The organism is Aliamphritea hakodatensis, from assembly GCF_024347195.1.
Classification (GTDB): domain Bacteria; phylum Pseudomonadota; class Gammaproteobacteria; order Pseudomonadales; family Balneatricaceae; genus Amphritea; species Amphritea hakodatensis.
This window is the reverse complement of sequence record NZ_AP025281.1, coordinates 455,093-478,964: the sequence shown is the minus strand read 5'-3', so window position 1 is coordinate 478,964 and position 23,872 is coordinate 455,093. Positions and strand designations below refer to the sequence as shown.

The 23,872-nt window shown below is 52.8% G+C and carries 24 protein-coding genes; 9 read left to right on the top strand and 15 right to left on the bottom strand.

What is annotated here, in order from left to right:
• Positions 1-162: 162 nt before the first annotated feature.
• Entirely contained in the window at positions 163-3,138 is a 2,976-nt protein-coding gene (locus tag PCI15_RS02120; RefSeq protein WP_271272724.1) for an NAD(P)-dependent oxidoreductase, read from the bottom strand.
• A gap of 397 nt (positions 3,139-3,535) precedes the next feature.
• Here PCI15_RS02120 and PCI15_RS02115 point away from each other — a divergent pair, with 397 nt between their 5' ends.
• Positions 3,536-4,693, top strand: coding sequence for an alpha-hydroxy acid oxidase (locus tag PCI15_RS02115; RefSeq protein ID WP_271272723.1), 1,158 nt, complete (start codon positions 3,536-3,538; stop codon positions 4,691-4,693).
• 105 nt (positions 4,694-4,798) lie between these two features.
• Here the strand turns inward: PCI15_RS02115 and trmB are convergent, their stop codons facing one another.
• The 8 genes from trmB to ftsY form a co-directional block, all read right to left on the bottom strand.
• Positions 4,799-5,470, bottom strand: coding sequence for a tRNA (guanosine(46)-N7)-methyltransferase TrmB (gene trmB, locus PCI15_RS02110; RefSeq protein ID WP_271274570.1), 672 nt, complete (start codon positions 5,468-5,470; stop codon positions 4,799-4,801).
• Positions 5,471-5,670: 200 nt separating this feature from the next.
• On the bottom strand, positions 5,671-6,465 hold the full coding sequence (locus PCI15_RS02105; RefSeq protein WP_205657587.1) for a thiazole synthase: 795 nt from the start codon (positions 6,463-6,465) through the stop codon (positions 5,671-5,673).
• A 95-nt stretch (positions 6,466-6,560) separates the two neighbouring features.
• The gene (gene thiS / locus PCI15_RS02100) at positions 6,561-6,761 is read right to left on the bottom strand and encodes a sulfur carrier protein ThiS (protein WP_271272722.1); all 201 of its coding nucleotides are present in this window, start codon (positions 6,759-6,761) and stop codon (positions 6,561-6,563) included.
• Between the two features lie 10 nt (positions 6,762-6,771).
• Positions 6,772-7,164 (bottom strand): DUF423 domain-containing protein, encoded by a 393-nt coding sequence (locus tag PCI15_RS02095; RefSeq protein ID WP_271272721.1) that lies wholly within the window; start codon positions 7,162-7,164, stop codon positions 6,772-6,774.
• A 191-nt stretch (positions 7,165-7,355) separates the two neighbouring features.
• Positions 7,356-8,213: an RNA polymerase sigma factor RpoH gene (gene rpoH, locus PCI15_RS02090; protein WP_271272720.1), complete on the bottom strand. Its 858-nt coding sequence runs from the start codon at positions 8,211-8,213 to the stop codon at positions 7,356-7,358.
• Between the two features lie 228 nt (positions 8,214-8,441).
• The gene (ftsX, locus tag PCI15_RS02085) at positions 8,442-9,479 is read right to left on the bottom strand and encodes a permease-like cell division protein FtsX (RefSeq protein WP_271272719.1); all 1,038 of its coding nucleotides are present in this window, start codon (positions 9,477-9,479) and stop codon (positions 8,442-8,444) included.
• Entirely contained in the window at positions 9,472-10,131 is a 660-nt protein-coding gene (ftsE, locus tag PCI15_RS02080; RefSeq protein WP_271272718.1) for a cell division ATP-binding protein FtsE, read from the bottom strand. Before ftsE ends, ftsX begins: the two co-directional genes overlap by 8 nt.
• Before the next feature lie 39 nt (positions 10,132-10,170).
• A complete protein-coding gene (gene ftsY / locus PCI15_RS02075) occupies positions 10,171-11,673 on the bottom strand; it encodes a signal recognition particle-docking protein FtsY (protein ID WP_271272717.1) in 1,503 nt (500 codons plus the stop codon).
• Positions 11,674-12,048: 375 nt separating this feature from the next.
• Between ftsY and PCI15_RS02070 the strand changes: the two genes are divergently transcribed.
• Both PCI15_RS02070 and rsmD read left to right on the top strand, forming a co-directional pair.
• Entirely contained in the window at positions 12,049-13,287 is a 1,239-nt protein-coding gene (locus PCI15_RS02070; protein ID WP_271272716.1) for a hypothetical protein, read from the top strand.
• 44 nt (positions 13,288-13,331) lie between these two features.
• Positions 13,332-13,961: a 16S rRNA (guanine(966)-N(2))-methyltransferase RsmD gene (gene rsmD / locus PCI15_RS02065; protein WP_271272715.1), complete on the top strand. Its 630-nt coding sequence runs from the start codon at positions 13,332-13,334 to the stop codon at positions 13,959-13,961.
• On the opposite strand, the gene PCI15_RS02060 is transcribed toward rsmD, so the two are convergent.
• A complete protein-coding gene (locus tag PCI15_RS02060; RefSeq protein WP_271272714.1) occupies positions 13,958-15,250 on the bottom strand; it encodes a M48 family metallopeptidase in 1,293 nt (430 codons plus the stop codon). The two genes, rsmD and PCI15_RS02060, sit on opposite strands and share 4 nt — an antisense overlap.
• A gap of 180 nt (positions 15,251-15,430) precedes the next feature.
• Here PCI15_RS02060 and coaD point away from each other — a divergent pair, with 180 nt between their 5' ends.
• Together coaD and PCI15_RS02050 are read left to right on the top strand one after the other, a co-directional pair.
• Positions 15,431-15,910: a pantetheine-phosphate adenylyltransferase gene (coaD, locus tag PCI15_RS02055; protein ID WP_271272713.1), complete on the top strand. Its 480-nt coding sequence runs from the start codon at positions 15,431-15,433 to the stop codon at positions 15,908-15,910.
• 26 nt (positions 15,911-15,936) lie between these two features.
• A complete protein-coding gene (locus PCI15_RS02050; RefSeq protein WP_271272712.1) occupies positions 15,937-16,185 on the top strand; it encodes a YfhL family 4Fe-4S dicluster ferredoxin in 249 nt (82 codons plus the stop codon).
• A gap of 65 nt (positions 16,186-16,250) precedes the next feature.
• Here the strand turns inward: PCI15_RS02050 and PCI15_RS02045 are convergent, their stop codons facing one another.
• The 3 genes from PCI15_RS02045 to PCI15_RS02035 form a co-directional block, all read right to left on the bottom strand.
• On the bottom strand, positions 16,251-16,808 hold the full coding sequence (locus PCI15_RS02045) for a dienelactone hydrolase family protein (RefSeq protein WP_271272711.1): 558 nt from the start codon (positions 16,806-16,808) through the stop codon (positions 16,251-16,253).
• A 95-nt stretch (positions 16,809-16,903) separates the two neighbouring features.
• Positions 16,904-17,215 (bottom strand): MocE family 2Fe-2S type ferredoxin, encoded by a 312-nt coding sequence (locus PCI15_RS02040; protein WP_271272710.1) that lies wholly within the window; start codon positions 17,213-17,215, stop codon positions 16,904-16,906.
• Positions 17,216-17,236: 21 nt separating this feature from the next.
• The gene (locus tag PCI15_RS02035; RefSeq protein WP_271272709.1) at positions 17,237-18,217 is read right to left on the bottom strand and encodes a fatty acid desaturase; all 981 of its coding nucleotides are present in this window, start codon (positions 18,215-18,217) and stop codon (positions 17,237-17,239) included.
• A 170-nt stretch (positions 18,218-18,387) separates the two neighbouring features.
• Here PCI15_RS02035 and PCI15_RS02030 point away from each other — a divergent pair, with 170 nt between their 5' ends.
• Positions 18,388-19,002, top strand: a complete 615-nt coding sequence (locus PCI15_RS02030) for a TetR/AcrR family transcriptional regulator (RefSeq protein ID WP_271272708.1) — start codon at positions 18,388-18,390, stop codon at positions 19,000-19,002.
• A 65-nt stretch (positions 19,003-19,067) separates the two neighbouring features.
• Here PCI15_RS02030 and PCI15_RS02025 read toward each other — a convergent pair whose 3' ends face one another.
• Together PCI15_RS02025 and PCI15_RS02020 are read right to left on the bottom strand one after the other, a co-directional pair.
• On the bottom strand, positions 19,068-20,231 hold the full coding sequence (locus tag PCI15_RS02025; protein WP_271272707.1) for a PilT/PilU family type 4a pilus ATPase: 1,164 nt from the start codon (positions 20,229-20,231) through the stop codon (positions 19,068-19,070).
• Positions 20,232-20,358: 127 nt separating this feature from the next.
• Entirely contained in the window at positions 20,359-21,393 is a 1,035-nt protein-coding gene (locus tag PCI15_RS02020) for a type IV pilus twitching motility protein PilT (RefSeq protein WP_271272706.1), read from the bottom strand.
• Positions 21,394-21,509: 116 nt separating this feature from the next.
• Here PCI15_RS02020 and PCI15_RS02015 point away from each other — a divergent pair, with 116 nt between their 5' ends.
• From PCI15_RS02015 to PCI15_RS02005, 3 genes are all read left to right on the top strand, one after another.
• Positions 21,510-22,214, top strand: a complete 705-nt coding sequence (locus PCI15_RS02015) for a YggS family pyridoxal phosphate-dependent enzyme (RefSeq protein WP_271272705.1) — start codon at positions 21,510-21,512, stop codon at positions 22,212-22,214.
• 54 nt (positions 22,215-22,268) lie between these two features.
• Positions 22,269-23,093, top strand: a complete 825-nt coding sequence (gene proC / locus PCI15_RS02010; RefSeq protein WP_271272704.1) for a pyrroline-5-carboxylate reductase — start codon at positions 22,269-22,271, stop codon at positions 23,091-23,093.
• 82 nt (positions 23,094-23,175) lie between these two features.
• Entirely contained in the window at positions 23,176-23,733 is a 558-nt protein-coding gene (locus PCI15_RS02005) for a YggT family protein (RefSeq protein WP_271272703.1), read from the top strand.
• Positions 23,734-23,872 lie beyond the last annotated feature (139 nt).

Genomic DNA, 23,872 nt, shown 5'->3' with positions numbered 1-23,872 from the left:
ATCAAATAAAACAAATAAGCCGCTTCAGGTGTCAGTCCTGAAACGGCTTGAGAATAACAGGCTGCAAAAGAATCCGCCTGTCAGCAGCAGCTATGTTTGTCACCGGTCAGCCGGAAAAACACAGCAACCGGCTGCCGGTAACAGCAGCCAGCGTAACTGCCGTTACTTACTGAACGGTCCCTGCAGGCCGTTCTGCTGCAAAACCGAACCATAGATGTTGGACTGCAGGACCATCTGCTCACTGTATTCAGCAATCAGTGCCGCACGGCGGTCAGCATCCTGAGTGGCATTAATTGCACCCCAGTAAGCTGCCATCATGTGCGCCGCATCGCTGAGCTGCTGCAGCTGGGCATCGTCCAGATTAGCCACGCTGCTGGCAGATACTTTGCCGACACCGTTAACAGTCTTTGCACCGGCATTGCTGTAACCTTCCGGCAGATCACCTTTCAGGTTAGTCACTTTCGCAAACTGGATCACACCGTAGATCTGATCCACTGCCTGCCTGGCACCTTCCACACGGGACATGTGCTCAGTATCGGCGGCAGCATGCGGCAGCAGTTCCATTTTGCCTTCGTGCTTGTGGTGAATGTTACGGTACGGCACCATAGGGCCGGACAGCTCACCGCTGGCAGGATCTTTAAACAGATCCGCATCAATCGCTGCATAGCTGATCTGGCCAGAGCTCAGAGCTGCATCCAGCGCATCAATATCAACCACTTCACCACGGTCGTAGTTAACCAGTACCGCACCCTGCTTCATGGCAGAGAATACGTCAGCGTTAATAATACCGGCATTGCTGAACACACCCGTGTCCGCATTCAGTGCACCCAGACCGGTGTGCGGGCTGATCACATCAGCATCTTTCGCTGCTTCAACAATCGTCGCGGCAAAGCTGAAACCTTCAGACTCAATCCACTGACGGTGCGCTTCACGGGCATATACAGTCACCTGCATTCCGAATGCGGCACCCAGCTTAGCCACTTCACGGCCGATATTACCGTAACCGATCACCGCCAGACGCTTACCTTCCAGCTTGGTCGTCGGGTATTCCGCCAGGTTCTTACCGGTATCAAACTCACCGGCAACAACCAACTCATGCATCTTCTCAACCTGCAGATCAGGCAGCACCTTCAGCAGCGCTTTCATCGCGGTCTGTGCAGTCGCACGGGAGTTAAAGCTCGGTGTGTTCATCAGCGGTGCAACACCGCCATCACCGTTACCGCCACCCCAACTTGCAGACCCCATGTTACCGGTGCCGGCACCGATACGGACGCCACCCAGCTCAAACTTAGCTGCCGCCGGCAGGAAGGTCGCCGCAGCAATTACTGCGTCGTACTGACCTTCGCTGGTCTGTGCCAGAAGCTCATCTTCACGGCTCAGTTCAGGCTGGTAGAAGAAGTGCAGCTTACCTTTCGCCAGTGCTGCTTCATCACCGACAGGACCCAGATGAAATTCACCGCCTTTGGATTCAATGTAGGCTTTAACTTCGCTGTAATCCGCATTGCCATCGGCATCGAAAACCATACCGATCAGGTCTGCAACCAGCACTTTGTAGGCACGGTTGGCATCATCCACACGGGCATTGCTGCCTGCCGCTGCAGCCACAGCGCTGTCATAGCTTTCACCGGCCGCGTCCAGCAGTTCTTCGATCACTGCAATTTTAGCGCGCAGGTAGCAGAACTGAATATTTTCCAGCAGGGCAGAAATATCGTCCTGTGGGCGGATGCCGCCGATCCAGGCACGATAATCCCCCGGAGAACCCGGGAATGCGTTTACATAACGGGCAACGTCCAGACCTTTTTCATGGCTGCCGTCACTGTGGGTAATACCTTCATAGCCCAGCATTTGCTTGGACTTCACGATGATACGCTCGTGCACCGCCGGATCATCGATATCAGAGTCCGTTACTTTCAGCAGGGTTACTGCAGCACCGCGGGCCGTTTCGTTTTCAACACCCAGCTGGAACAGGTCACTGGCAGCAATCCAGTTATTCACAATGTCACGGTTTGCACGGGAACGGTCGTTCAGTGTCTTAACATCACCGATATTCTTTTCGTTACGCAGAATCGCAAAAGTCGTTTCTGCAAACGCCAGGGTGCTGAACGTGTTGATGATACCGCCTTTCATGACGTCATTTGCAGCGTCATAGATCGGGCCCAGCTCAGTGGTTTTTTCACTGGTCAGTGGCATCTTGGCATCACGCGGTACCGCAATCTTCAGCTGACGCGGAATCGCCCAGGAAGGATCTTTCTGATTTTCATCAATCAGGTTAATGGCAGCCGGTGTCAGGGAAATAACGTAGTAACCGGACACACCGCCAATGGCTTTCTGGAACGGCATGAACATGTTGCACTTAACCATCATCTGCTCAACCACGTCATCCGCCCATGGCATCGCGCCCAGCAGGGAAGTCGCATCGATGATGGCATGGTGTTCAGCCGGATTCATGTCAATCCAGGCCAGCAGGTTACGGATTTCTGCTTCCGTATAGGTCGTCGCACCGGTCGTTTCATGACCCACACCGAAGAACAGCTTAACACCGCGTTCTTTCAGGAAATCTGCACTTGGGATGCTACCTTCACCTTCGGCGAAGATCAGTCGGTTTTCATCACCGTTTGTTGCAAAACGGTGCAATTCAGTCAGCTGAGTTCCCCAGGACTGACGGAAGAAGCCACCGGCTTTCGCTGCGTCAGACTCAGGCTTTGGCGTATCAACAAACACGATCTGATCAGGATCATTAGCTGTTACCATGTGGATAGCGGCAGCCGTAAAACCGCTGTGACCACCACCCAGACCTACCGCCATTTTATTCGACTTAGGGAAGCCGAAATAACGGTGAATCTCACGCATCATATCGTTAAGTACTTTATCCGCCGGATAACCACGGTGCATACCACGGCCAATTTCAGCAGTGGTGAAACTGCCGATACGGTTACCCTTGTCATCCAGTTTCGGATAGTTAGCTTCCAGCCAGGCATCAAATTCAAAACGCAGCAGACGGGCGTCGACTTCGTTCAGTGTCATATCAGTGATCGGGCCAACGCCGAAGAACTGGTTTTTAGTCGTTGGCGGCAGACCGTTACCGGTCAGTGAGATCGCCGTATCGCGTGCGCTTTTCAGCTGCTGGATAGAAGCCATATGTTTATTACCTGCTAAAACTGTGTATCAAAAACAACACAAAATCTCTGATTTTGTCCTGTTTCTGCCGTAAGTCTCGTTTGTGGGATTGGTACTTATAGCAAAAACATTTCCTAATGGGAAATAATGTTTCCTATAGTAAACAAAATTTATCAAATATGGCCGTAAGTGATTGTTACATGCTATGCCAGCCAATGAGCATCAGCACACTTAAATACGACGAAACGATAGTCAGTTACGACAACGCACCGATAAATGGCACAATTTACTTAACAGCACATAAGAATTTTTCAGGGTACAGACACTGAATGGTCAGACCAGTTTATGATAACGAGTATCGTTACCATTAAAACTTTGTTCTACTCAGACCATTACTCAGGACATCAGAGGCCACAATATGTCAGCCATTGTTGAAATTAACGATTTAAAAGAACTGGCCCGTAAACGGGTGCCAAAAATGTTTTTTGACTACGCCGACTCAGGTGCCTGGACAGAAAGCACCTACCGCTCGAATGAAGCGGATTTTCAGCAAATTCTGCTGCGCCAGAGGGTCGCTGTTGATATGACGAACCGCTCGTTACAGAGCACTCTGGTCGGACAAAACACAGCCATGCCAGTGGCTGTCGCCCCCACCGGGCTGGCAGGCATGCAACATGCCGATGGTGAAATTCTCGCCGCCAGGGCCTGCGAAGCAGCTGGTATCCCTTATACCTTATCCACCATGAGTATCTGTTCACTCGAAGACGTCGCTTCAGCCACTGAAAAGCCCTTCTGGTTTCAGCTGTATATGATGAAAGACCGCGGCTTCATTGAGAGCCTGATTCAGCGCGCAAAAGACGCCAGATGCTCAGCCCTGGTACTGACGTTTGACCTGCAGATCCTTGGTCAGCGGCATAAGGATCTCAGAAACGGTCTGTCTGCACCGCCCAAGTTTACTCCCAAGCACATCTGGCAGATGGCAACCCGGCCCGGCTGGTGCCTAAAAATGGCAACCACCCGCCGCCACGGGTTCGGCAATATCGTCGGCCATGTCAGCGGCGTGGACGACCTTTCATCCCTGTCATCATGGACCGCCAGCCAGTTCGACCCACGCCTTTCCTGGGATGATATTGAGTGGATCAAAGCCCGCTGGGATGGCCCGCTGATCCTTAAAGGCATTCTGGATAAAGAAGATGCCATCCGGGCCGCCGACAGTGGCGCCGATGCACTGATTGTTTCCAATCACGGTGGCCGGCAACTGGACGGAGCCCGCTCATCCATCCGGGCGTTACCGGAAATTGTGGCCGCTGTTGGGGATAAAATAGAAATTCATTTTGATGGTGGCATCCGCTCCGGCCAGGATGTACTCAAAGCCCTGTGCCTCGGTGCGAAAGGGGTGTATATCGGCCGCCCGCACCTGTACGGGCTGGGAGCCATGGGTCAGGCAGGGGTTACCAAAGCGCTGGATATCATCCGTAATGAGCTGGATATCACCATGGCCCTGTGCGGCGAACGGGACATTACCCGGGTCGGTATGCACAACATCGATCCGATATCCCCGCTGCTCAAAGACTGAACCCAAAGACAGCTTGTAAGCCAGTGCTGCCCATAAAAAAGAGTCCGCCCATAAAAAAAGAGTCCCGCCCATAAAAAAAGAGTGCCTCAGCACTCTTTTTTATGATCAGTCGATGCGGGTAAACATCAGGTCCCACACACCGTGGCCCAGCCGTTCACCACGGCGCTGGAACTTGGTTACCGGACGCCATTCCGGTTGCGGAGCATACTGTCCCTGACCTTCGGCATTTTCATACCCTGGCGCGGCACTCATGACTTCCATCATATGTTCAGCATAAGGCTCCCAGTCGGTTGCCATATGGAACTGACCTCCGACCCGTAACTTCTTACGGATGGTTTCAGCAAATGCAGGCTGCACAATACGGCGCTTGTTGTGCTTTTTCTTATGCCACGGATCCGGGAAGAACAGCTGTACGGTTTCCAGGCTGCCATCCGGAATGGATTTAGCAAGCACATCCAGCGCATCGGTACAGAATACCCGCATATTGGTCAGCCCGCCTTCGCTGGCATTATTCAGCAAACGGCCGACACCCGGGCGGTGCACTTCAACACCGATGTAGTTTTTCTCCGGCATCGCCTCCGCCATCGCCACCAGCGAATCGCCCATGCCAAAGCCGATTTCCAGCACCACCGGTGCCTCACGGCCAAACACTTCGGTCAGGTCCAGCATTCCCTGCTCAACGTCCAGCCCCATGGTTGGCCATACTTCGCTGTAAGCCCGCTCCTGGCCTTCAGTCATGCGTCCGCCACGAACAACAAAGCTGCGAACCGTACGCATGTACTTTTCACCTTGCTGAGTCTCATTCGGGGTGGAACCGGTTTGATTTTCTCCGGGATTTTGCGGGTCGTTGTGCTCTTGTGACATGCGTGCCTTCAACTAACTAAAATTCCGTATTGCTCTGAAGCAACACTGCGCTGGAAACAAAAACGCACGACCTGAGCCGTGCGATTAACTTTGCCATGAAGGATAAGCCTGAATCAGCCGACGATCAAGCCTTCCATCGGTGAAGAAGCACTTGCGTACGCTTTCTTCGGCATCCGGCCTGCCAGATAACCTTCCCGGCCGGCTTCGATGGCTTTTTTCATTGCGCTGGCCATCAGAATCGGATTCTGAGCAGCGGCAATTGCAGTATTCATCAGTACGCCTTCACAACCCATTTCCATTGCGAATGCCGCATCCGACGGTGTACCCACACCGGCATCAACCAGAATCGGCACATTGGCGTTTTCCATAATGATGCGAATATTATGCGGATTCAGAATGCCCAGACCGGAACCGATCAGCGAACCCAGCGGCATGACGGCTACGCAGCCCATCTCTTCCAGCTGCTTGGCAACGATCGGATCATCGTTGGTGTATACCATCACTTTGAAGTTATCTTTGACCAGCTCTTCAGCAGCTTTCAGCGTTTCAACAATGTTCGGATACAGGGTTTTCTGGTCACCCAGTACTTCCAGCTTCACCAGATCATGACCGTCCAGCAGCTCACGGGCCAGCTTACAGGTACGCACAGCATCCGGTGCATCATAGCAGCCGGCGGTGTTTGGCAGAATGGTGTACTTCTCCGGAGAAATCACATCCAGCAGATTCGGTTCATCAGGATTCTGACCGATATTGGTACGGCGTACCGCCAGCGTCACAATCTCAGCACCGCTGGCTTCAATTGCCAGACGGGTTTCTTCCATATCCTTGTATTTACCCGTGCCTACCAGCAGACGGGAGTTATACGTTGTACCGGCAATTACCAGCGAATCATTCTGTTGCTCAGCCATGTCAATTATCCTGACTTAATATTCTTATTAACACATTGCCCGACCAGCCGGCAGCAATGTCTGTTTATCGGTTACGACGCCTGTACGGATGTGGCTCAGCCACCACCGATCGCATGCACAATTTCAACCCGATCGTTCGCTGCCAGCGTGGTTTCTGCATGCTGGCTGCGGGGAATAATTTCCAGATTCAGTTCGATTGCCACACGACGCTCTCCCAGGTCCATCTGCGTTAACAGCGCGCCCAGGGTCATGTTGTCTTCAACGTCAATGATGTCGCCATTTACTTGGATTTGCATTGATCTTAGCCTAACAGTCATTAAGTTTTTCAGGGGCGCGGAACACAGCCAGCGCCAACATCAGCCAGCCTGCCAGAAACAGACCGCCGCCTAACGGAGTAATCATGCCCAGGGTTGTTATTCCGGTGAATGCCAGCATATATAAACTGCCGCAAAACAATAACATACCACCCGTAAACAACCAGGCTGCCAGACGCAGGCTCAGACGACTGTGCCGCTCCAGCATTATCCCGACCGCCAACAACGCCAGTGTATGAAACATCTGATACTGCACCGCAGTCTGCCAGATATCATAGTAACGTTCGCTCAGCTGACTGCGCAGTGCATGGGCAGCAAATGCCCCCAGCGCAACCGCCAGCATGCCACTGACAGCAGCAATCATCAGACTCAAACGGGCACTCATTTTTCGGCTCCTCGGTCGGGGCAGATATTCTAGCGGGAAAGTACTGCCGGTGCAGCAACCAGAAACGGGGAAGTGACTGATCCACACAGACAAAAAAGCCGCAAGCTCCTGAAAAGCTTACGGCTTATTGTTCATATTCTTGGACTAAAGTGGGTATCTTGCTTTGCAGAGTAACTAACGGCTCATACACGTCAGGCCTCCAGCATCGCCACCTTAATCTTTTTCATGGCATTCTTTTCCAACTGCCGGATCCGTTCAGCGGATACCTGATACTGGGCCGCCAGTTCATGCAAGGTGGATTTTTCTTCCGTTAACCAGCGCTGTGCCAGAATATCCTGACTGCGTTCATCCAGCTGTGACATCGCTGTCGCCAGACGGGTGTTGGAATCATTTTCCCAGTTTTCATCTTCAACCTGACGGGCCGGATCATTGGAGTGATCTTCCAGGAAATATGCCGGAGACTGATAAGCACGCTCATCATCATCCCCAACCGGCGCATCATAAGCCATGTCTGAACTGCTCATCCGGCCTTCCATCTCACGGACGACGGCCTGATCGACCCCCAGATCTTCAGCAACGGCTTTGACTTCATCGTTGGTCAACCAGCCGAGGCTCTTTTTCTTGCTGCGCAGGTTAAAGAACATTTTGCGCTGGGCTTTAGTGGTCGCAACTTTTACGATCCGCCAGTTACGCAGAATGTACTCATGCATTTCAGCTTTAATCCAGTGCACAGCAAAAGACACCAGCCGGACACCGACATTAGGATCGAAACGCTTAACAGCCTTCATCAGGCCCACGTTACCTTCCTGAATAAGATCTGCCTGAGCCAGGCCATAACCGGAATAGCTCTTGGCCACATGCACAACAAAGCGCATGTGTGACATTACGAGACGGCGCGCCGCCTCAAGATCATTGTTGTAATACAGACGTTCCGCCAGTTCGCGTTCTTCTTCCACTGACAATACAGGGATAGCGCTAACCGAGCGTACATATGCCTCGAGATTCTGACCCGGGGATAATGCTTCAACGACTTGCAGGCTTTTGCCCATTACACGACCTCAATTTCTATAAAACATCAGGGTTTAATAAAACTTCACTATACAGCTCCTAAGTAGACTTAACCCTGATGGAAAAGTTCAATGGCGCTGTCCGTCACTTTATCCACAAGACTGTGAGACAAAAACGGATGAGTAAAAATAGCGGTGCCCACTGTAAAAGGCAAGGGCCTGTGGACAGTTTCCGCCCTATTCTCAGTATTATTCCGGATACAGCCGCTGTCAGGTTGGCTGAATGGCCCGTAAATGTCGTCCGACAGCCAGCCAGGCACCCAGCGATCCGAGCAGTATACTGGTTAAAAGTAACCAGAATGTTTCAACAAACCCCAGCCCGGACAGTTCAAAGTTACTGCTATAGAGGGTGATCAGACGGGATACCGGTGCATCCAGTAACAGCAAACTGATCTGCACTAACAACCAGGCAAGAATTCCCCCGGCAATGCCAAACCAGAATCCGTCATACAAAAAAGGACGCCGTACGTAAGCATCAGTCGCCCCGACAAGCTTGGCAATGACAATTTCTTCCCGCCGGTTTTCAATGGTCAGGCGGATGGTGTTACCCACCACCAGCAATACCGCCAGGGCAAACAGACCGGATAATACCCAGACGCCCCGTTGCGCCAGCACCACGAAAGCCTCAAGACGCTGCACCCAGAGCATATCCACACTGGCTTCTTCCACCTCATCCAGCGCCTGTAACTGCGCCTGAAGTACCGGCACAATCGCAGTGGATAAATCTTTCGGCAGCACCATAATCACTGCCGGTAACGGGTTAATCTCAAGAAAATCAAACACCTCACCAAAGCCTGAGTTCTGTTTAAACTCCAGCATCCCCTGTTCGGCGCTGATCAGTTCGGTGGCGGCAACATTCTCCAGAAGTAACAACTCGCGGCTGAGCTGCTCAGCCCTGACCTCATCTACAGTTTCCTGCAGATACAGGGCAATGCGCGGATCCCCCTGCCAGCCATAACTCAGCGCCTGCAGATTTTTTAATCCGGTATACAAAGTCGCCGGTAACGCCAGCGCAATGGCCAGCACCGCCAGGGTCATGAGGGTGGTCAGCGGTGAACGCAGCAGCGAATCAAAAGATTCCCGGGCCACATCACCATGGTGACGCAGGTAACTGCGGCTTTTATCTTTTACTTTAAGGCGGTGCTGTTCCGCACCACGGGCGACCTTACCATCACGTTTCTGGGTGGGCTGCACCCGGGAAGCACCCTTAGGTACTCCGGTACGGGGTGTACGGGACTGATTAGCCATCGTTTACTAACCTCCCCCGCTGAAGCGTAAGTACCCGGTGCGGTAAACGGCCGATCAGCCCCAGATCGTGGCTGGCAATCAGTACCGTCGTTCCTACCTGATTAAATTGCTGAAACAGCCGCATGATTTCGACCGACAGTTTCGGGTCAAGGTTACCGGTCGGCTCATCCGCCAGCAGCAACTGGGGTTTATGCACAATCGCCCGGGCAATGCCGATACGCTGTTGCTCACCGCCGGATAACACCACCGGATTCATTTTTTCTTTGCTGAGCAGCCCCACTTTATCCAGTGCGGCGCGTACCCGGCGGGCAGCATCATCCGGATCGTATCCGCAGATGCGCAGCGGCAGGGCAATGTTATCGAAGACTGAGCGGTCAAACAGCAGCTGATGGTTCTGGAACACCACCCCGACTCGGCGACGGTGATAAGGAATCTGCCGGTGGCCTAAAGTAGCCAGATCCTGATCGCCCACTAATACCCGGCCATTGGTCGGCCGTTCCATCAGCATAATCAGTTTCATCAGGGTACTTTTTCCTGCCCCGGAGTGACCGGTCAGGAACGCCATTTCGCCCTGCTTCAGGCTGAAGTCCACCTGACTCAGAGCATCATAGCCATTCGGGTAACGCTTACTGACATTATCGAAACTGATCATGAAGCAGCCTTTTACTGTGCTATGTCACCGGATGAACGCTTAATCAAACAGCGCCTTAACAAACTCATCGGCCCGAAACGGACGTAAATCGTCCACCTGCTCGCCTACACCAATAAAACGGATAGGCAGCTCAAGCTGTTTGGCAATGGCAAAGATAATACCGCCTTTCGCGGTACCGTCCAGCTTGGTCAGGGTTATGCCGGTGACACCGACCGCATCTTTAAACTGGCTGGCCTGATTCATCGCGTTCTGGCCGGTGCCGGCATCCAGCACCAGCATCACTTCATGAGGGGCAGAAACGTCCAGCTTTTTCATGACGCGGACAACTTTTTCCAGTTCCTGCATCAGGTGATCTTTGTTCTGCAAGCGACCGGCAGTATCAGCGATCACCACATCAACATTCTTTGCCTGCGCTGACTGCAACGCATCATAAAGAACAGAGGCGGAGTCAGCACCGGTATGCTGTGCCACGACAGGTACATTGTTACGATCGCCCCACACCTGCAGTTGCTCTACCGCCGCTGCACGGAAGGTATCACCGGCCGCCAGCATGACCGACTTGCCTTCGGCCTGAAAACGTTTGGCAAGTTTACCGATGGTGGTGGTTTTACCCACACCGTTTACACCTACCATCAGGATCACGTAAGGCCCGTTGCTGTTATCCACAATCAGAGGTTGCTCTGCATCTGCCAGCAGAGAAGCAAGTTCTTCTTTCAGGGCAACATACAGCGCATCAGCATCAGCCAGCTGTTTACGGCTCACCCGGTCGGTCAGACGTTTGATAATCTCGGTTGTCGCTTCTACGCCAACATCGGCCATCAGCAACTGGGTTTCGATTTCTTCCAGCAGATCATCATCAATTTCTTTCGCGCCCAGGAAAATATTTCCAAGACCTTCGGTCAGATTCGCCTTGGTACGGGTCAGGCCACTTTTAATACGGGCAAACAGACCTTTTTTCTCAGCCTTAGGTTCCGGTGCTGGCTCTGGCTCTGGCTCTGGCTCTGGCTCTGGCTCTGGCTCTGGCTCTGGCTCTGGCTCAACAACAGTTTCGGCAACCACAGGCTCAGACGTGACTGGCTGCTCTGCCGCTTCCGCCGGAGATTCCTGCACCGGTTCTGCAACGTCAGCAACCTGCTCTGCCGCTTCCACCTGAGCATCCTGCGCTGGCTCAGCAACGTCAGCAACCTGCTCTGCCGCTTCCGCCGGAGCATCCTGCGCTGGCTCTGTAACAACAGTAACCTGTTCTGCCGCTTCCGCCGGAGCATCCTGCGCTGTCTCTGTAACAACAGTAACCTGTTCTGCCGCTTCCGCCGGAGCATCCTGTGCCGGCTCAGCAACATCAGTACCCTGTTCTGCGGGCTCCAGTGCCGGTTCAGGAACGTCAGCAATCTGGTCTGCAGATTCCGCCGGAGACGCCTGCGCTTCACGCACAGGCTCTGATATTTCAGCCGGTGCGGACTCACGGGCCTCGGCTTCCGGCTGCTGCAGCTTTTCTTCACTGGCAGTATCTGATGAAAATAATGACTTTAACTTTTTAAACATTGCTATTCCTGTCGGCAATCTTCAGGGCGACACCACAGTTGCGTGTCCCCCCGGGTAATTCTGATACTTCCGGAAATGTGCTGATCAGCATAAAGAATCTGATACCGGAAACAGCACCTCTGACTGAGAAAAAGCAGCATACTTCTGGCCGGAAACGGCCACTGTACTGCCTGCTGCATCAGGCGCTGAGAAAGTGCGCTATGTTACCATACGGTGCTTATTTAACCACGCCCCGGACCGACATTCCTGAAGCGGCATTTTCAATGCCATTATCCGCACCCGGCAAAAGCCTTGCAGGGCTGCGAAAAAAGCCAAAACATGTAACTATGCAGCACAATACTTAGCCTTCAGCCAGCAATAAAGGTGCCTCACGCAATGGCAGATACATACAAACCGATGTTCAACCGTACCTATCTCAAAGTACTGCTGTGGATAGTTGCCATCGCCATTGTTTTTTTGTCGGCCTCCGGACGTGATACTAACCGCTACCTGAACATTGAAAAAACCGAGAATAAGCCCGTTTATTTTACTGAACCGGACGACGCCGAAATACTGTCGGTACAGATGATTTTTGGCCTTGGACCGGCGCTCAGTGACGAACACAAACTGCTGCACAAACTGCTTTCCCGGCGTCTGCAAAACGTTCTGATCAGTCCATCGGTTACCCGCCTGCTGTCCCCTGTTCAGGCAAGTCTGCAACAGACGCTTCAGGACGACCGGCTTACCCTGCTGTTCAGTACCCGAACAACCGATACTGATCAGCTTAACCAGCTATTACCCCAACTGCTGCAAGCGCTGAATAACAGTGACATAACAACCGCCACCGACGCCGAATGGAACCGTTTGAAAGCGGAGTTATATCTGGAAAACCAGACCGCCGAAAACCGCCTGCTCAGCGCATTCACTGGTACCCTGAGCGACACCTCCTCCGTCCACCCGCTGCAACGTTTCCCCGCCTGGGCCCGTAACATATTCAGCAACCATAACCTGACACTGGTGATATCCGGTCCGGACGCTGCAGCCGCCGCCCGGATACTGGCTGAAGATCTGCCTTCCCAGGAACTGGCCAGGCAGACACTGAGCACACCCGCCAGCTTTCAGCAACGCCAGACGCTGCCGACAATCGGTAACGAAGCCTACGCACTGGCAGGGTTGTCATTACCCGGCAGGCAAAGTGACACTTTCATGGCGCAGCTGATCGCCGTTAAAAGCCTGCAACAAACCTTGCCGGCCCTGCAACCTGACGTATCAACCCGTTTACTGTGGAAATCACTGGATCAGCAGGGATATTTCGCCCTGTTACTTTATGGCCAGCGCCCCCCGGCAGACACATCAGCGCTGACCCAACTGAACCGGCGCCTGCTGGAAGCCACTGATTCCAGCGTCATCAGTGCTACCCGCGATAGCATTAAGGAAAGCTTCCTCGAGCGTATGAGCGAACAGCAGGCACAGCTGGGATTACTGAACACGCTGGCGTTTTACCGGCTGCCGACTGACTATATATCCGAATTTGCTGACCGGCTTGCCGACACCTCTGACGAAGCCGTTCTGGACCAGCTGCAGACCATGCTGAACACGAATAACCAGCAATTTTTTTATCTGCCCGCCCGTTAACGTATAATCCTGCGGCCCAATTATCAGATCAGGAAAATCAGCGCATGTCCCGACGAGCGCCTGGCCGGCGGCCAGCCACACAAAAAACCGGCACACCTAAAAACGGTCATCAGCAACTGCGGATCATCGCCGGTGAATGGCGGGGCCGAAAACTGAGCTTTCCGGCGATTGAAGGCCTGCGCCCAACCCCGGACCGGGTCAGGGAAACCCTGTTTAACTGGATTTCTGCCCACATTCCGGGGGCAAAATGTCTGGACCTGTTTACCGGCAGTGGTGCACTGGGTCTGGAAGCGCTGTCCCGCGGTGCCGGCCAGACCACGATGGTTGATCTGTCCGGTGTCGCCACCGGCCAGCTACAAAATAATTTACAAACCCTTAAAGCCACCAATGCCACCGTGGTGCAGGCAGACGTACAGCAGTGGCTCAGCCAGCAAACAGACAGCCTGCAATATGACCTGGTATTTATGGACCCGCCATTCCGTAAGGAACTGGCCGCCAGTTGCTGCGAAAAACTTGAAATGCAGGGATTACTGGCGCCCCGTGCGATGATTTACGTGGAAACCGAATCAGAACTGAGTGTGTTACAGGTTCCGGACAACTGGCACCTGCACCGTGAGAAACACGCCGGACAGGTGACATACCGGCTGTACATCAGAGAAGCGGCCGGGGCTTAACGCACCGGCAATGCATCATCCAGGTAATACTGGGTCTGCATCTGTTCCAGCTGATTCAGGGTCAACCCCTTATCCAGCATAAAACTGACGTTAAAACGCTGACCGGGGCGTAACACACCTTTGTGATGTCCGACAAAACGATAGGTTTTACCTTTGCTGTCCCGGGCGATAATTCCCACGACTACTTTATGCAAACTTACCCTGCCGGTGTAATGCCAGCGGGTCTGCCAGCTGCGGTCATTCAGACGGCGTTGCTCTTCCAGCCGCAGCTGTTGCTGCACTGACCGGACAAACTGCGCCTGCTGCGCCTGACGGTATTCTTCCTGTTTGGCCTGCTGATGCTCGGACATCACCCCCACAGCCGTCGACAGAATAGCAGCAAGCCCGCCGCCCTCTCCGGCACTTTCCCCGTGCCGGTTACTGCGTTTCTGCCACAGAACATTATTATCCAGCAACTGATGCGCCCGGGGGTTCACCTGACCGGAACGGTAATACTGCTTAACTTTATCGGCAACCGCCTTCGCTTCTGCGGCCCGCTCGGCATTTACCGGATGGTCATGAGCAAACAGACTGCGGGCATTTCCCTGCTGCTGATACTGACGCTGCCAGATATGGCTGGCTGCATAAGGATCGTAACCGGCCAGTGCCGAATACAGAATGCCAATACGGTCAGCTTCCCGTTCCCGCTCATGGGTAAATGCTGCCTGATAGCCCTGACGGCGCACAGCACTTGAAGAGGTCAGGACACTTAACTGCTGATGCGTCTGCCGTTCAGCCACATGATTCGCCACCGTATGCGCGATCTCGTGACCAACCACCGCCGCCACTTCGGCATCGTTTAACTGTTTCATCAGCCCAAGATGCACCACGATATAGGTGCCGCCGGTCGTAAAAGCGTTAAATGAATCCCGGTCAATCAGCACCGGCTTCCAGCGCTCCTGACGTAAATGAGAGATGGGATGAATACGGTCGAAAATACGCACCAGTCGCTGATACTGCCGGGCATCCAGTGCCGCATCAACCCGCCGGCCCTTTTGCCGTTCATCCTGCAGCATTTTGTCAACATACTGATTGCCCTGCGCTATTTGCTGGTTCCGGTTCGCGGTACTAAGCGCCCGCTGCCCGGTCACACGGTCAGTTTCGGTGACCGCCTCTGCAACGTCATACAAGCCTTTATCAATGCTCTGTAGCACCTGACAGCCACTTATCAGCAGCGAGCCCAGCAACACCATCAACACCTTCAGAGAACCGGCGCGACAGTTCAGGCTAAGATATTGAAATACTATCATTTAGAGAATCCCGTAAAGCAAACGCGGTTATTTCGCATTGGAATTAAAAAAACACTGCTTATAACCAATTATCAATTTTCCATTCCATTATTGTATTTGTGAACTCCCTTTAATTCAGCTAATATCGCGCACTTGCGGATTTGCTAAAATTCATTTATGCAGAACAGCTGTGAATTAAACATGAACACTGCGGTATACCCGGGTACTTTTGACCCGATTACAAACGGACACAACGACCTGATCGAGCGGGCTTCCCGTATATTCGACCGGGTAATCGTTGCGGTTGCGGCAAGCCCGAAGAAGGCACCATTACTGCCGTTAGATGAACGTGTTGAGTTAGCAAAGGTTGTTACCAGCCACCTCGACAATGTCGAAGTCGTTGGCTTCAACTGCCTGCTTGCAGAACTGGTCACCCAGCATGACGCCAATATTATCCTGCGTGGGTTAAGAGCAGTCTCTGACTTTGAATACGAGTTCCAGCTGGCCAATATGAACCGCCATCTGGCACCTGCCGCTGAGAGCCTTTTTCTTACACCGGCAGAACATTTATCTTTCATCTCCTCTACCCTTATAAGGGAAATCGCGAGCCTGGGAGGAGATGTAGAACAATTTGTGCACCCAACGGTTAATCAGGCACTGAAGAACCGTTTCGGGCACTAATACTAACAGCTAGTGAGGTAGCTACGATGTCATTAATCATCACAGATGAATGCATAAACTGTGACGTATGCGAGCCAGAGTGCCCGAACGAGGCAATCACTCCGGGCGACGAAATCTACGAAATCGATCCGAAGAAATGTACTGAGTGTGTCGGCCACTATGACACTCCGCAGTGTGTTGAAGTATGCCCCGTTGACTGTATCCCTAAAGATCCGGATCACGTTGAGTCTGAAGACCAGCTGATGGAAAAGTACAAGCAGCTGACCGGCCAGTAATTCACACACTGACCGCTTATGAGTACAAAAAAACCTGCCACTGGCAGGTTTTTTTTCGCCCCGGCTTATCTGCCACCCAGGACTTGCTGCAGCCAGCCAGTATATTCAGCATATCCCGCCGCAGAATAATTCACCGACGCCGGATTCATAAAACCGTGCAGATAAGGCGCACGGGATAAGCTGACCTGCGGATAAGCACTTAATGATTCAGCAAAATCAGCCACTGAAAAATGCCTTTCAGATGCCGGTATCACCAACGTCACAGGCCGCCGGGGTGCTGAGCCCAGAGCATGGCGAATCTGATTGCCGTAAAACCCGATAGCATAGCCCGCCTTATCCGCAACACCGCTTCCCAGCACCTGCCAAAGCGCTGCAGCGCCAACACTGAAACCTATAATGCTGACCGATTCATCAGCCGTCATCAGACAATCTGCTAACCGGGCCGCATAGACATCAATCCCGGACACACGCTGAAAGTGCGCATACGCCCGGGACTCATCCTCAAAGCACATTTCAGTGCCGTCGTAAGGGTCCAGGATCAACCAGTCGCCGGGCAGCTGATCCGCCAGTACCTGCAGGGCACTGGTATAGCCGAAAATATCAGACAGAATAATGTGCGACACAACCACTCCGTTTATCAGCATTACAGAATGGCTGCACTATGCACCTGACAAGCTGAAATCACAACGCCGCTGTGTACCGATAGCGCCGGACAGTATCAGCCGTCCAGATCCATCAGTACCCGCCTGCCTTCAACCTTTACAGGATAGGTTTTCAGGTTCACGCAGGCCGGTGCACTGAGGGCTTCGCCGGTACGAACATTAAAGCGCCCCTGATGTAACGGGCACTCGATGACATCATCAACCACCAAACCATCCTCAAGATGCACTTCTTCATGGGTACACAGGCCTGCTGTCGCAAAGTAGCCCTCCTCAGTACGGTAAATCGCAAAGGTTTCATCACCGTGATCGAACCGCATGACATCTTCTTCATCAATATCTTCAATGTCGCATACATCAATAAAATTCATATTCTGGCTCCGGGCTGATATTTACGCAGCGGACTGCACCGGCTCTGCGGCCAGTTTATTAACAAAATACCCCTGCTGGCTGCGCTGCATGCGGATGGCATGAACAATTTCAGCCATCACGGCATCCAGGCCATCAAGGGGTTCCGGCAACTGATCTTTCACCGCCGCGTGTAACTTCTTTAAATTATAGAAAGGCACCAGCGGGAACATGTGATGTTCCACATGATAATTCATATTAAAGTACAGAAATTCAAATAAAGGATGAGTATAGAAAGTGCGGGTTGTCATGCGATGATCCTGAATATCCATTGCCAGCCCGGCATGCTGGGTGACCCTGAACAGCCCCACCACAGGGCCACCGATCACCCGGGGCAACATCAGTAATAAAAACGGTAACCAGCTGGCCGACAGCAGCGACCAGCCAATAACCAGCACATAACCCAGCGCCATAAGGCAGGCGTTACGCTGCGCCTGTGGCATCTCCTGCTGAGGAATGATGCCGCGAATCCGTGCCACTTGCTTACCACAGCAAAGCATCAGTATTTCCGCATAGTAACGGTGCATAGCCCCCACTCCGCTCAGCTGAACAAGAAATTCCTTCCAGCTAAGGGGATTCGCCAGCGCCAGCTCACTGTCGCCTTTATTGAAATGGGTATAGGTATGATGCCCGGCGTGCCCCCAGCGGGCCGCAACCGGCTCCATCTGCATCATCCACCCGGTGATGAACAGACTCACTTCATTCAGCCAGCGGGTGCGGAATGGCGAGCCGTGACACAGTTCGTGAACCGCTGAAGTCGCAAAGGCAAACACGGCACAGTACAGCAAATAAAACAGCCACCACCAGCCGGTATCCCAACTGAGCACAACCGTGGCCGCCAGCCCTGCCAGCAGACCAAAGAACAAACCAAACTGCAGCAGCGCCGGCTTATTATCCCGGCGCATCAGCTGCTTCAGCACTTTCTTATCTATTTCAGGCTTATACCAGCCCTGCCCCTGGCTCATAAGAACATCCTCGTTTTTTATTGTTGTTACGGGATCAGATTGCAGAACAAATTTATGACAATCAACAAAGTTATGTCAATGAACATAATTATTATCATCAGCATATTTTTTCAGCAGGCAGGTTATAATGAACAGCATACAACACCGAAGAACTGGCGCAGACAACTGATATGCAAGCAATTTCCCGTCCACTTACTCAGGCAGAAAACCGCGAATACCGGCGTAAAAGTTTATTAGAAGCAAGCGTCAGAACGGTTGCTGAACAGGGTATTGAAGGGGCAACCATCGCAAAAATCTGTGCTGAAGCCGGTGCCTCCAGAGGCATGAGTGCTCACTACTTCAGCAGTAAAGAAGATTTGCTGGCAGCCTGTCTGAGCAAAATGTTTACTGACGCTTTGGACATCAAACGGGAGATCGGTGCAGATACAGACAGTGACCCACTGACACTGATCCACCGGTGCGCCGCCGCCAGCTTCCGACCACCAGGCTTTGATAAAAACGTTCTGGCGGCCTGGCAGGCGTTTACCAGCGCCAGCCGCTATACCCTGCGATACCGCGAGATTATTCAGGAAAACAGCCAGCAAATGATGGCGTTTTATCTGCGCCTTTTCGGTGAAGCCGCAAAGACAACGCCGCTACACCTGCCCGCTGAACAGGCAACCCGGGGGCTGCTGGCACTGCTCGACGGTTTATGGAGCAATATCGCGCTGAACAAGCATGCACTCAGCACCGATGACGCTATCCAGGCCTGTAACAGTTATATCCGCGGCTGCTTCAGGCAGTGATTCCGAACCATCAACAAGCACAAAAAAACCGGCATTAGCGCCGGTTTTTTATTGTCGGGTGAAGGTTACATTTTATTGATTTCAATGCTGCCTTCATTGGCGATGTAATCATCTTCATCCTGCAGCGAAAAGTTCATGGTATCATCTTCAGGCACTACTTCAGACTCAGTGGCATTCAGCTTGATCATCAGGCGCAGGTCGTTGGCTGAGTCCGCATGGGCCAGTGCCACATCATAATTGATAATGCCTTCCTTGTAGGTGTCGTACAGTGCCTGATCAAAGGTCTGCATGCCCAGATTAGACGACTTCTTGATAACCTCTTTGAGCTCATGCACTTCGCCCTTACGGATCAAATCCTGAATCAGCGGCGTATTGATCATCACTTCAATCACCGCCCGGCGACCTTTACCGTCACGGGTTGGCAGCAGCTGCTGGGCAACAATCGCCTTAAGGTTCAGGGACAGATCCATCCAGACCTGCGCATGGCTTTCCGGCGGGAAGAAACTGATAATCCGGTCCAGCGCCTGGTTAGCATTGTTAGCGTGCATGGTTGCCATACACAGGTGGCCGGTTTCAGCGAACGACAGACCGTACCCCATAGTATCGGAGCTGCGGATCTCCCCCATCAGGATCACATCCGGTGCCTGGCGCAGGGTATTCTTCAGTGCGACCTCAAAAGAGTCAGTATCCAGCCCAACCTCACGCTGTGTAATCAGGCTTTGTTTGTGATCATGGATATATTCAATCGGGTCTTCAATGGTGATGATATGGCCGCCGCTGTTGCTGTTACGGTAATCAATCATCGACGCCAGCGAGGTGGATTTACCGGTACTGGTGCCACCCACAAACAGAATAAGCCCCCGCTTGGCCATCGCCAGATCTTTAAGCACAGCCGGCAGGTTCAGCTCTTCCATGGTCGGTATGCGGGTATTGATACGCCGTAACACCATCCCCGGTGAGTTACGCTGATAAAACGCACTCACCCGGTAACGGCCTAATCCCTGAGCGCTGATCGCAAAGTTACACTCGCGGGTACTTTCAAACTCAACCAGTTGCTGGTCATTCATCGTACTGCAGGTCAGTTTACGGGCCTGATCAGGCTTTAACGCTTCCTTGGTTAACGGCTTCAGCGTACCATCGACCTTGATACTCGGCCTGGCACCTGCGGTCACAAACAGGTCTGAGGCACCGCGATCATTCATAATCTTTAAGAGCTGAGTAATATCCACCTGGTTCTCCAACCAAAAGTCGCAAAATACACGGCAGCCATCTATGCCTGTCAGCGCTTACAAACCTGCGCCCGTGCAGAAAAAATCAGTTAGCCGTCAACTACTACAGACTGTGACCAACACATCATTAAAAGTTCATTGGATTCATAGCCTTTTCGCGCGCGGCTTCGCGGCTGATCAGGCCTTTATTAAGCAGATCTGTCAGCGACTGATCCAGGGTAACCATACCAAATGCAGCACCGGTTTGTATTGCAGAATACATTTGTGCGATTTTGTCTTCCCGGATCAGGTTACGGATCGCCGGCGTGCCCACCATAATTTCATGGGCAGCGACCCGGCCACCCATCGGCTTTTTCAGCAGCGTCTGGGAAATAACCCCCTGCAGCGACTCTGACAGCATCGAACGTACCATGGCTTTCTCAGCTGCCGGGAATACATCCACAACACGGTCAATGGTTTTAGCGGCTGAGGTGGTGTGCAGGGTGCCGAACACCAGATGACCGGTTTCCGCCGCGGTCAGTGCCAGGCGAATGGTTTCAAGGTCCCGCATCTCACCGACGAGGATAACATCAGGGTCTTCACGTAAAGCAGAGCGCAGCGCTTCATCAAAGCCCAGAGTGTCGCGGTGTACTTCCCGCTGGTTAATCAGGCTCTTTTTACTCTCGTGAACAAATTCGATCGGGTCTTCAATGGTCAGAATATGATCCTGACGGGTTTCATTGATGTAATCGACCATAGCCGCCAGGGTGGTACTTTTACCGGAACCGGTCGGCCCGGTCACCAGCACCAGTCCGCGGGGTTTTTCTGCCAAATCCTGAAAGACCTTCCCCATCCCCAGATCTTCCATCGTCAGCACTTTACTCGGGATGGTCCGGAATACCGCCGCTGCACCGCGGTTCTGATTAAAAGCGTTAACACGGAAACGTGCCAGCTTAGGTACTTCAAAAGAGAAATCCGTTTCCAAGATCTCTTCATAATCCTTACGCTGCTTATCATTCATAATGTCATATATCAGCGTGTGAACCTGTTTATGATCCAGAGAAGGCAGCTTAATCCGCCGCACTTCACCGTCGACCCGGATCACCGGAGGCATACCGGCAGAAATGTGTAAGTCAGACGCGCCTTGCTGAACCGTGAATGAAAGTAACTCGGTAATATCCATAATGCCTCAGTACATCAACAGGGTGTAAACACTTGTAATATAAGTGTAGCTATTCAATCGCGACTCTATATGTAGCAGAATATAAACTTTCAAGCCAATTTTCCTTAAACGCCTGTATGATAAACATCACTGACAACCTGAATACGGTGCGCCGGCAAATTCAGCAAAGCGCTGAAAATGCCCGCCGTGAGCCCTCCGAAATATGCCTGCTTGCAGTCAGCAAAACCCGTCCGCCAGAGGACCTGCGTCAGGCTTACGAAGCAGGACAGCGGGATTTTGGCGAGAACTACCTGCAGGAAAGTCTGGAAAAAATTGAACAGCTTCAGGATCTGGATATCTGCTGGCACTTCATCGGTCCGATTCAGTCCAATAAAACCCGCCCTGTCAGTGAAAGCTTCAGCTGGGTCCACAGCGTTGATCGCCTGAAAATCGCCCAGCGACTCAGCAGTCAGCGGCCGGAGCATATGCCGCCCCTGAACATCTGTCTGCAGGTCAATATCAGCGGCGAAGACAGTAAATCAGGTATCCTGCCGGAAGACGTAGTCTCACTGGCCGGCCAGATACTTCAGTTGCCAAACATTCGTCTGCGCGGCCTCATGGCAATACCCAGCCCCTGCGAAGACCCAAATCAACAAGCTTTACCCTTTCAGAAGATGGCTCAGTTGCTGGCGGATATCCGTGCGGCTAACCCGGAAGCCCAACTGGACACCCTGTCGATGGGAATGACCGGTGATATGACAGCAGCAATCAGCGAAGGCTCCACCATGGTCCGGATTGGCACGGCGATTTTCGGTGCCCGCGACTACAGCCAGAAAGCCTGAATAACCGATTACAATTAAGCTGCGTAACAGCAGCCCGATAACAAGGATACATTTATGAGCGCGCAACCCACTCTGGCCTTCATCGGCGCGGGCAACATGGCCCGGGCAATCATTGGCGGACTGCTCAACAGCGGTTATCCGGCTGCCAGCATCTGGGCCACAGCAACCCGCACCGAAAGCCTTGCAGACCTCAGCGCACAGGGCCTGCAAACCACCACAGATAATCAGGCTGCATGCGCTGCCGCAGACATTGTCGTACTGGCGGTAAAACCGCAGATTCTCAAGGGCGTGGCACAGTCTCTGACAACAACGGTTCAGGCCAGCCAGCCGCTGATCGTTTCGGTGGCAGCAGGTATTCGCTGTGACAGCATGGACACCTGGCTGGGCGGCAATACAGCCATTGTCCGCTGCATGCCTAACACTCCGTCGCTGGTGCAAACCGGCGCCAGCGGCCTGTACGCCAACGACAAAGTTACCGCGGAGCAGAAGCAACAGACCGAAGCCATCCTGAAAACCATCGGCCTCGCCCTGTGGGTACAGCAGGAAACGGAACTCAGCGCCGTTACCGCAGTCTCTGGCAGTGGCCCTGCATATTATTTCTATGTCATGGAAGCTATGGCCGCCGCCGGTGAAAAACTGGGCCTGAGCCCTGAAGTCGCCCGCGAACTGACCCTTCAGACCGCGCTGGGTGCCGCTAAAATGGCCAGCCAGAGTGATGTCGATGCAGCAGAACTGCGCCGTCGGGTAACATCCCCTAAAGGCACCACCGAACAGGCGATCATGAGCTTTGAACGGCAAGGGCTGGAAGACATGTTCAGCACGGCTATGCAGGCCTGCTACGACCGTGCCGAAGCAATGGCAGAAGAATTAGCTAAATAGACAGCCCTATTCTGTTCATAGACAGCTATAAAGGCTCTATACTCGTATTCATACAAACAGATTTAACAGGAATTGAATTCATATGGGACAGGATCCGACCAGCTCCATCATCCAGTTGATCATACAGCTCTACGTCTTCATTATCGTATTGCGTTTTTTGCTGCAGGTAGCAAAAGCCGACTACTACAACCCGATCTCCCAGGCAGTCGTTAAACTCACCGCCGTGCCACTGGCGCCGTTACAGAAAGCCGTACCGCGGATTGCCAGCATCGATGTCACCCCGCTGATACTCGCGTTTGTCGTCAATGCTGCCGGCTGGCTGCTTATCCTGACACTGAAAGGCCACGGAGTAAGTGCAAACTTACCGGCTATTGCCGTTATCTCAGGTGTCTCAGTACTGAGCACTATACTGGATATCTATTTCTGGGCGGTGCTCGGATCAGTGATCATCAGTTGGGTGGCACCGGGCAGCTATCACCCGGGCCCGCAGTTGATCACCCAACTGACCGAGCCGGTATTCAATCTGGCCCGTAAAGTTGTCCCTTCACTGGGGGGGCTGGATCTGTCGCCAATCCTTATTTTCATTATCATTCAGATACTGAATTCCCAGCTAAAAAACCTGACAGCCATGGCCCTTTAAGCACACCGCCATCAGCCGCCGCAGCACCAACTGCGGCGGTGTCCTCTATAATGGAATAAAACGCCGGGAGCTTCTGACTGAAGTCACACGCAGTGAATCACCGGCGGAGCAGAACAGCAAAGGAACACCTCACCGGTAA

Excerpts from the sequence above, each read along its gene's own strand:
- PCI15_RS02120 (WP_271272724.1), bottom strand. The coding sequence starts at position 3,138 with ATGGCTTCTATCCAGCAGCTGAAAAGCGCACGCGATACGGCGATCTCA.
- PCI15_RS02115 (WP_271272723.1), top strand. The coding sequence starts at position 3,536 with ATGTCAGCCATTGTTGAAATTAACGATTTAAAAGAACTGGCCCGTAAA.
- trmB (WP_271274570.1), bottom strand. The coding sequence starts at position 5,470 with ATGCGTACGGTTCGCAGCTTTGTTGTTCGTGGCGGACGCATGACTGAA.
- PCI15_RS02105 (WP_205657587.1), bottom strand. The coding sequence starts at position 6,465 with ATGGCTGAGCAACAGAATGATTCGCTGGTAATTGCCGGTACAACGTAT.
- thiS (WP_271272722.1), bottom strand. The coding sequence starts at position 6,761 with ATGCAAATCCAAGTAAATGGCGACATCATTGACGTTGAAGACAACATG.
- PCI15_RS02095 (WP_271272721.1), bottom strand. The coding sequence starts at position 7,164 with ATGAGTGCCCGTTTGAGTCTGATGATTGCTGCTGTCAGTGGCATGCTG.
- rpoH (WP_271272720.1), bottom strand. The coding sequence starts at position 8,213 with ATGGGCAAAAGCCTGCAAGTCGTTGAAGCATTATCCCCGGGTCAGAAT.
- ftsX (WP_271272719.1), bottom strand. The coding sequence starts at position 9,479 with ATGGCTAATCAGTCCCGTACACCCCGTACCGGAGTACCTAAGGGTGCT.
- ftsE (WP_271272718.1), bottom strand. The coding sequence starts at position 10,131 with ATGATCAGTTTCGATAATGTCAGTAAGCGTTACCCGAATGGCTATGAT.
- ftsY (WP_271272717.1), bottom strand. The coding sequence starts at position 11,673 with ATGTTTAAAAAGTTAAAGTCATTATTTTCATCAGATACTGCCAGTGAA.
- PCI15_RS02070 (WP_271272716.1), top strand. The coding sequence starts at position 12,049 with ATGGCAGATACATACAAACCGATGTTCAACCGTACCTATCTCAAAGTA.
- rsmD (WP_271272715.1), top strand. The coding sequence starts at position 13,332 with ATGTCCCGACGAGCGCCTGGCCGGCGGCCAGCCACACAAAAAACCGGC.
- PCI15_RS02060 (WP_271272714.1), bottom strand. The coding sequence starts at position 15,250 with ATGATAGTATTTCAATATCTTAGCCTGAACTGTCGCGCCGGTTCTCTG.
- coaD (WP_271272713.1), top strand. The coding sequence starts at position 15,431 with ATGAACACTGCGGTATACCCGGGTACTTTTGACCCGATTACAAACGGA.
- PCI15_RS02050 (WP_271272712.1), top strand. The coding sequence starts at position 15,937 with ATGTCATTAATCATCACAGATGAATGCATAAACTGTGACGTATGCGAG.
- PCI15_RS02040 (WP_271272710.1), bottom strand. The coding sequence starts at position 17,215 with ATGAATTTTATTGATGTATGCGACATTGAAGATATTGATGAAGAAGAT.
- PCI15_RS02035 (WP_271272709.1), bottom strand. The coding sequence starts at position 18,217 with ATGAGCCAGGGGCAGGGCTGGTATAAGCCTGAAATAGATAAGAAAGTG.
- PCI15_RS02030 (WP_271272708.1), top strand. The coding sequence starts at position 18,388 with ATGCAAGCAATTTCCCGTCCACTTACTCAGGCAGAAAACCGCGAATAC.
- PCI15_RS02020 (WP_271272706.1), bottom strand. The coding sequence starts at position 21,393 with ATGGATATTACCGAGTTACTTTCATTCACGGTTCAGCAAGGCGCGTCT.
- PCI15_RS02015 (WP_271272705.1), top strand. The coding sequence starts at position 21,510 with ATGATAAACATCACTGACAACCTGAATACGGTGCGCCGGCAAATTCAG.
- proC (WP_271272704.1), top strand. The coding sequence starts at position 22,269 with ATGAGCGCGCAACCCACTCTGGCCTTCATCGGCGCGGGCAACATGGCC.
- PCI15_RS02005 (WP_271272703.1), top strand. The coding sequence starts at position 23,176 with ATGGGACAGGATCCGACCAGCTCCATCATCCAGTTGATCATACAGCTC.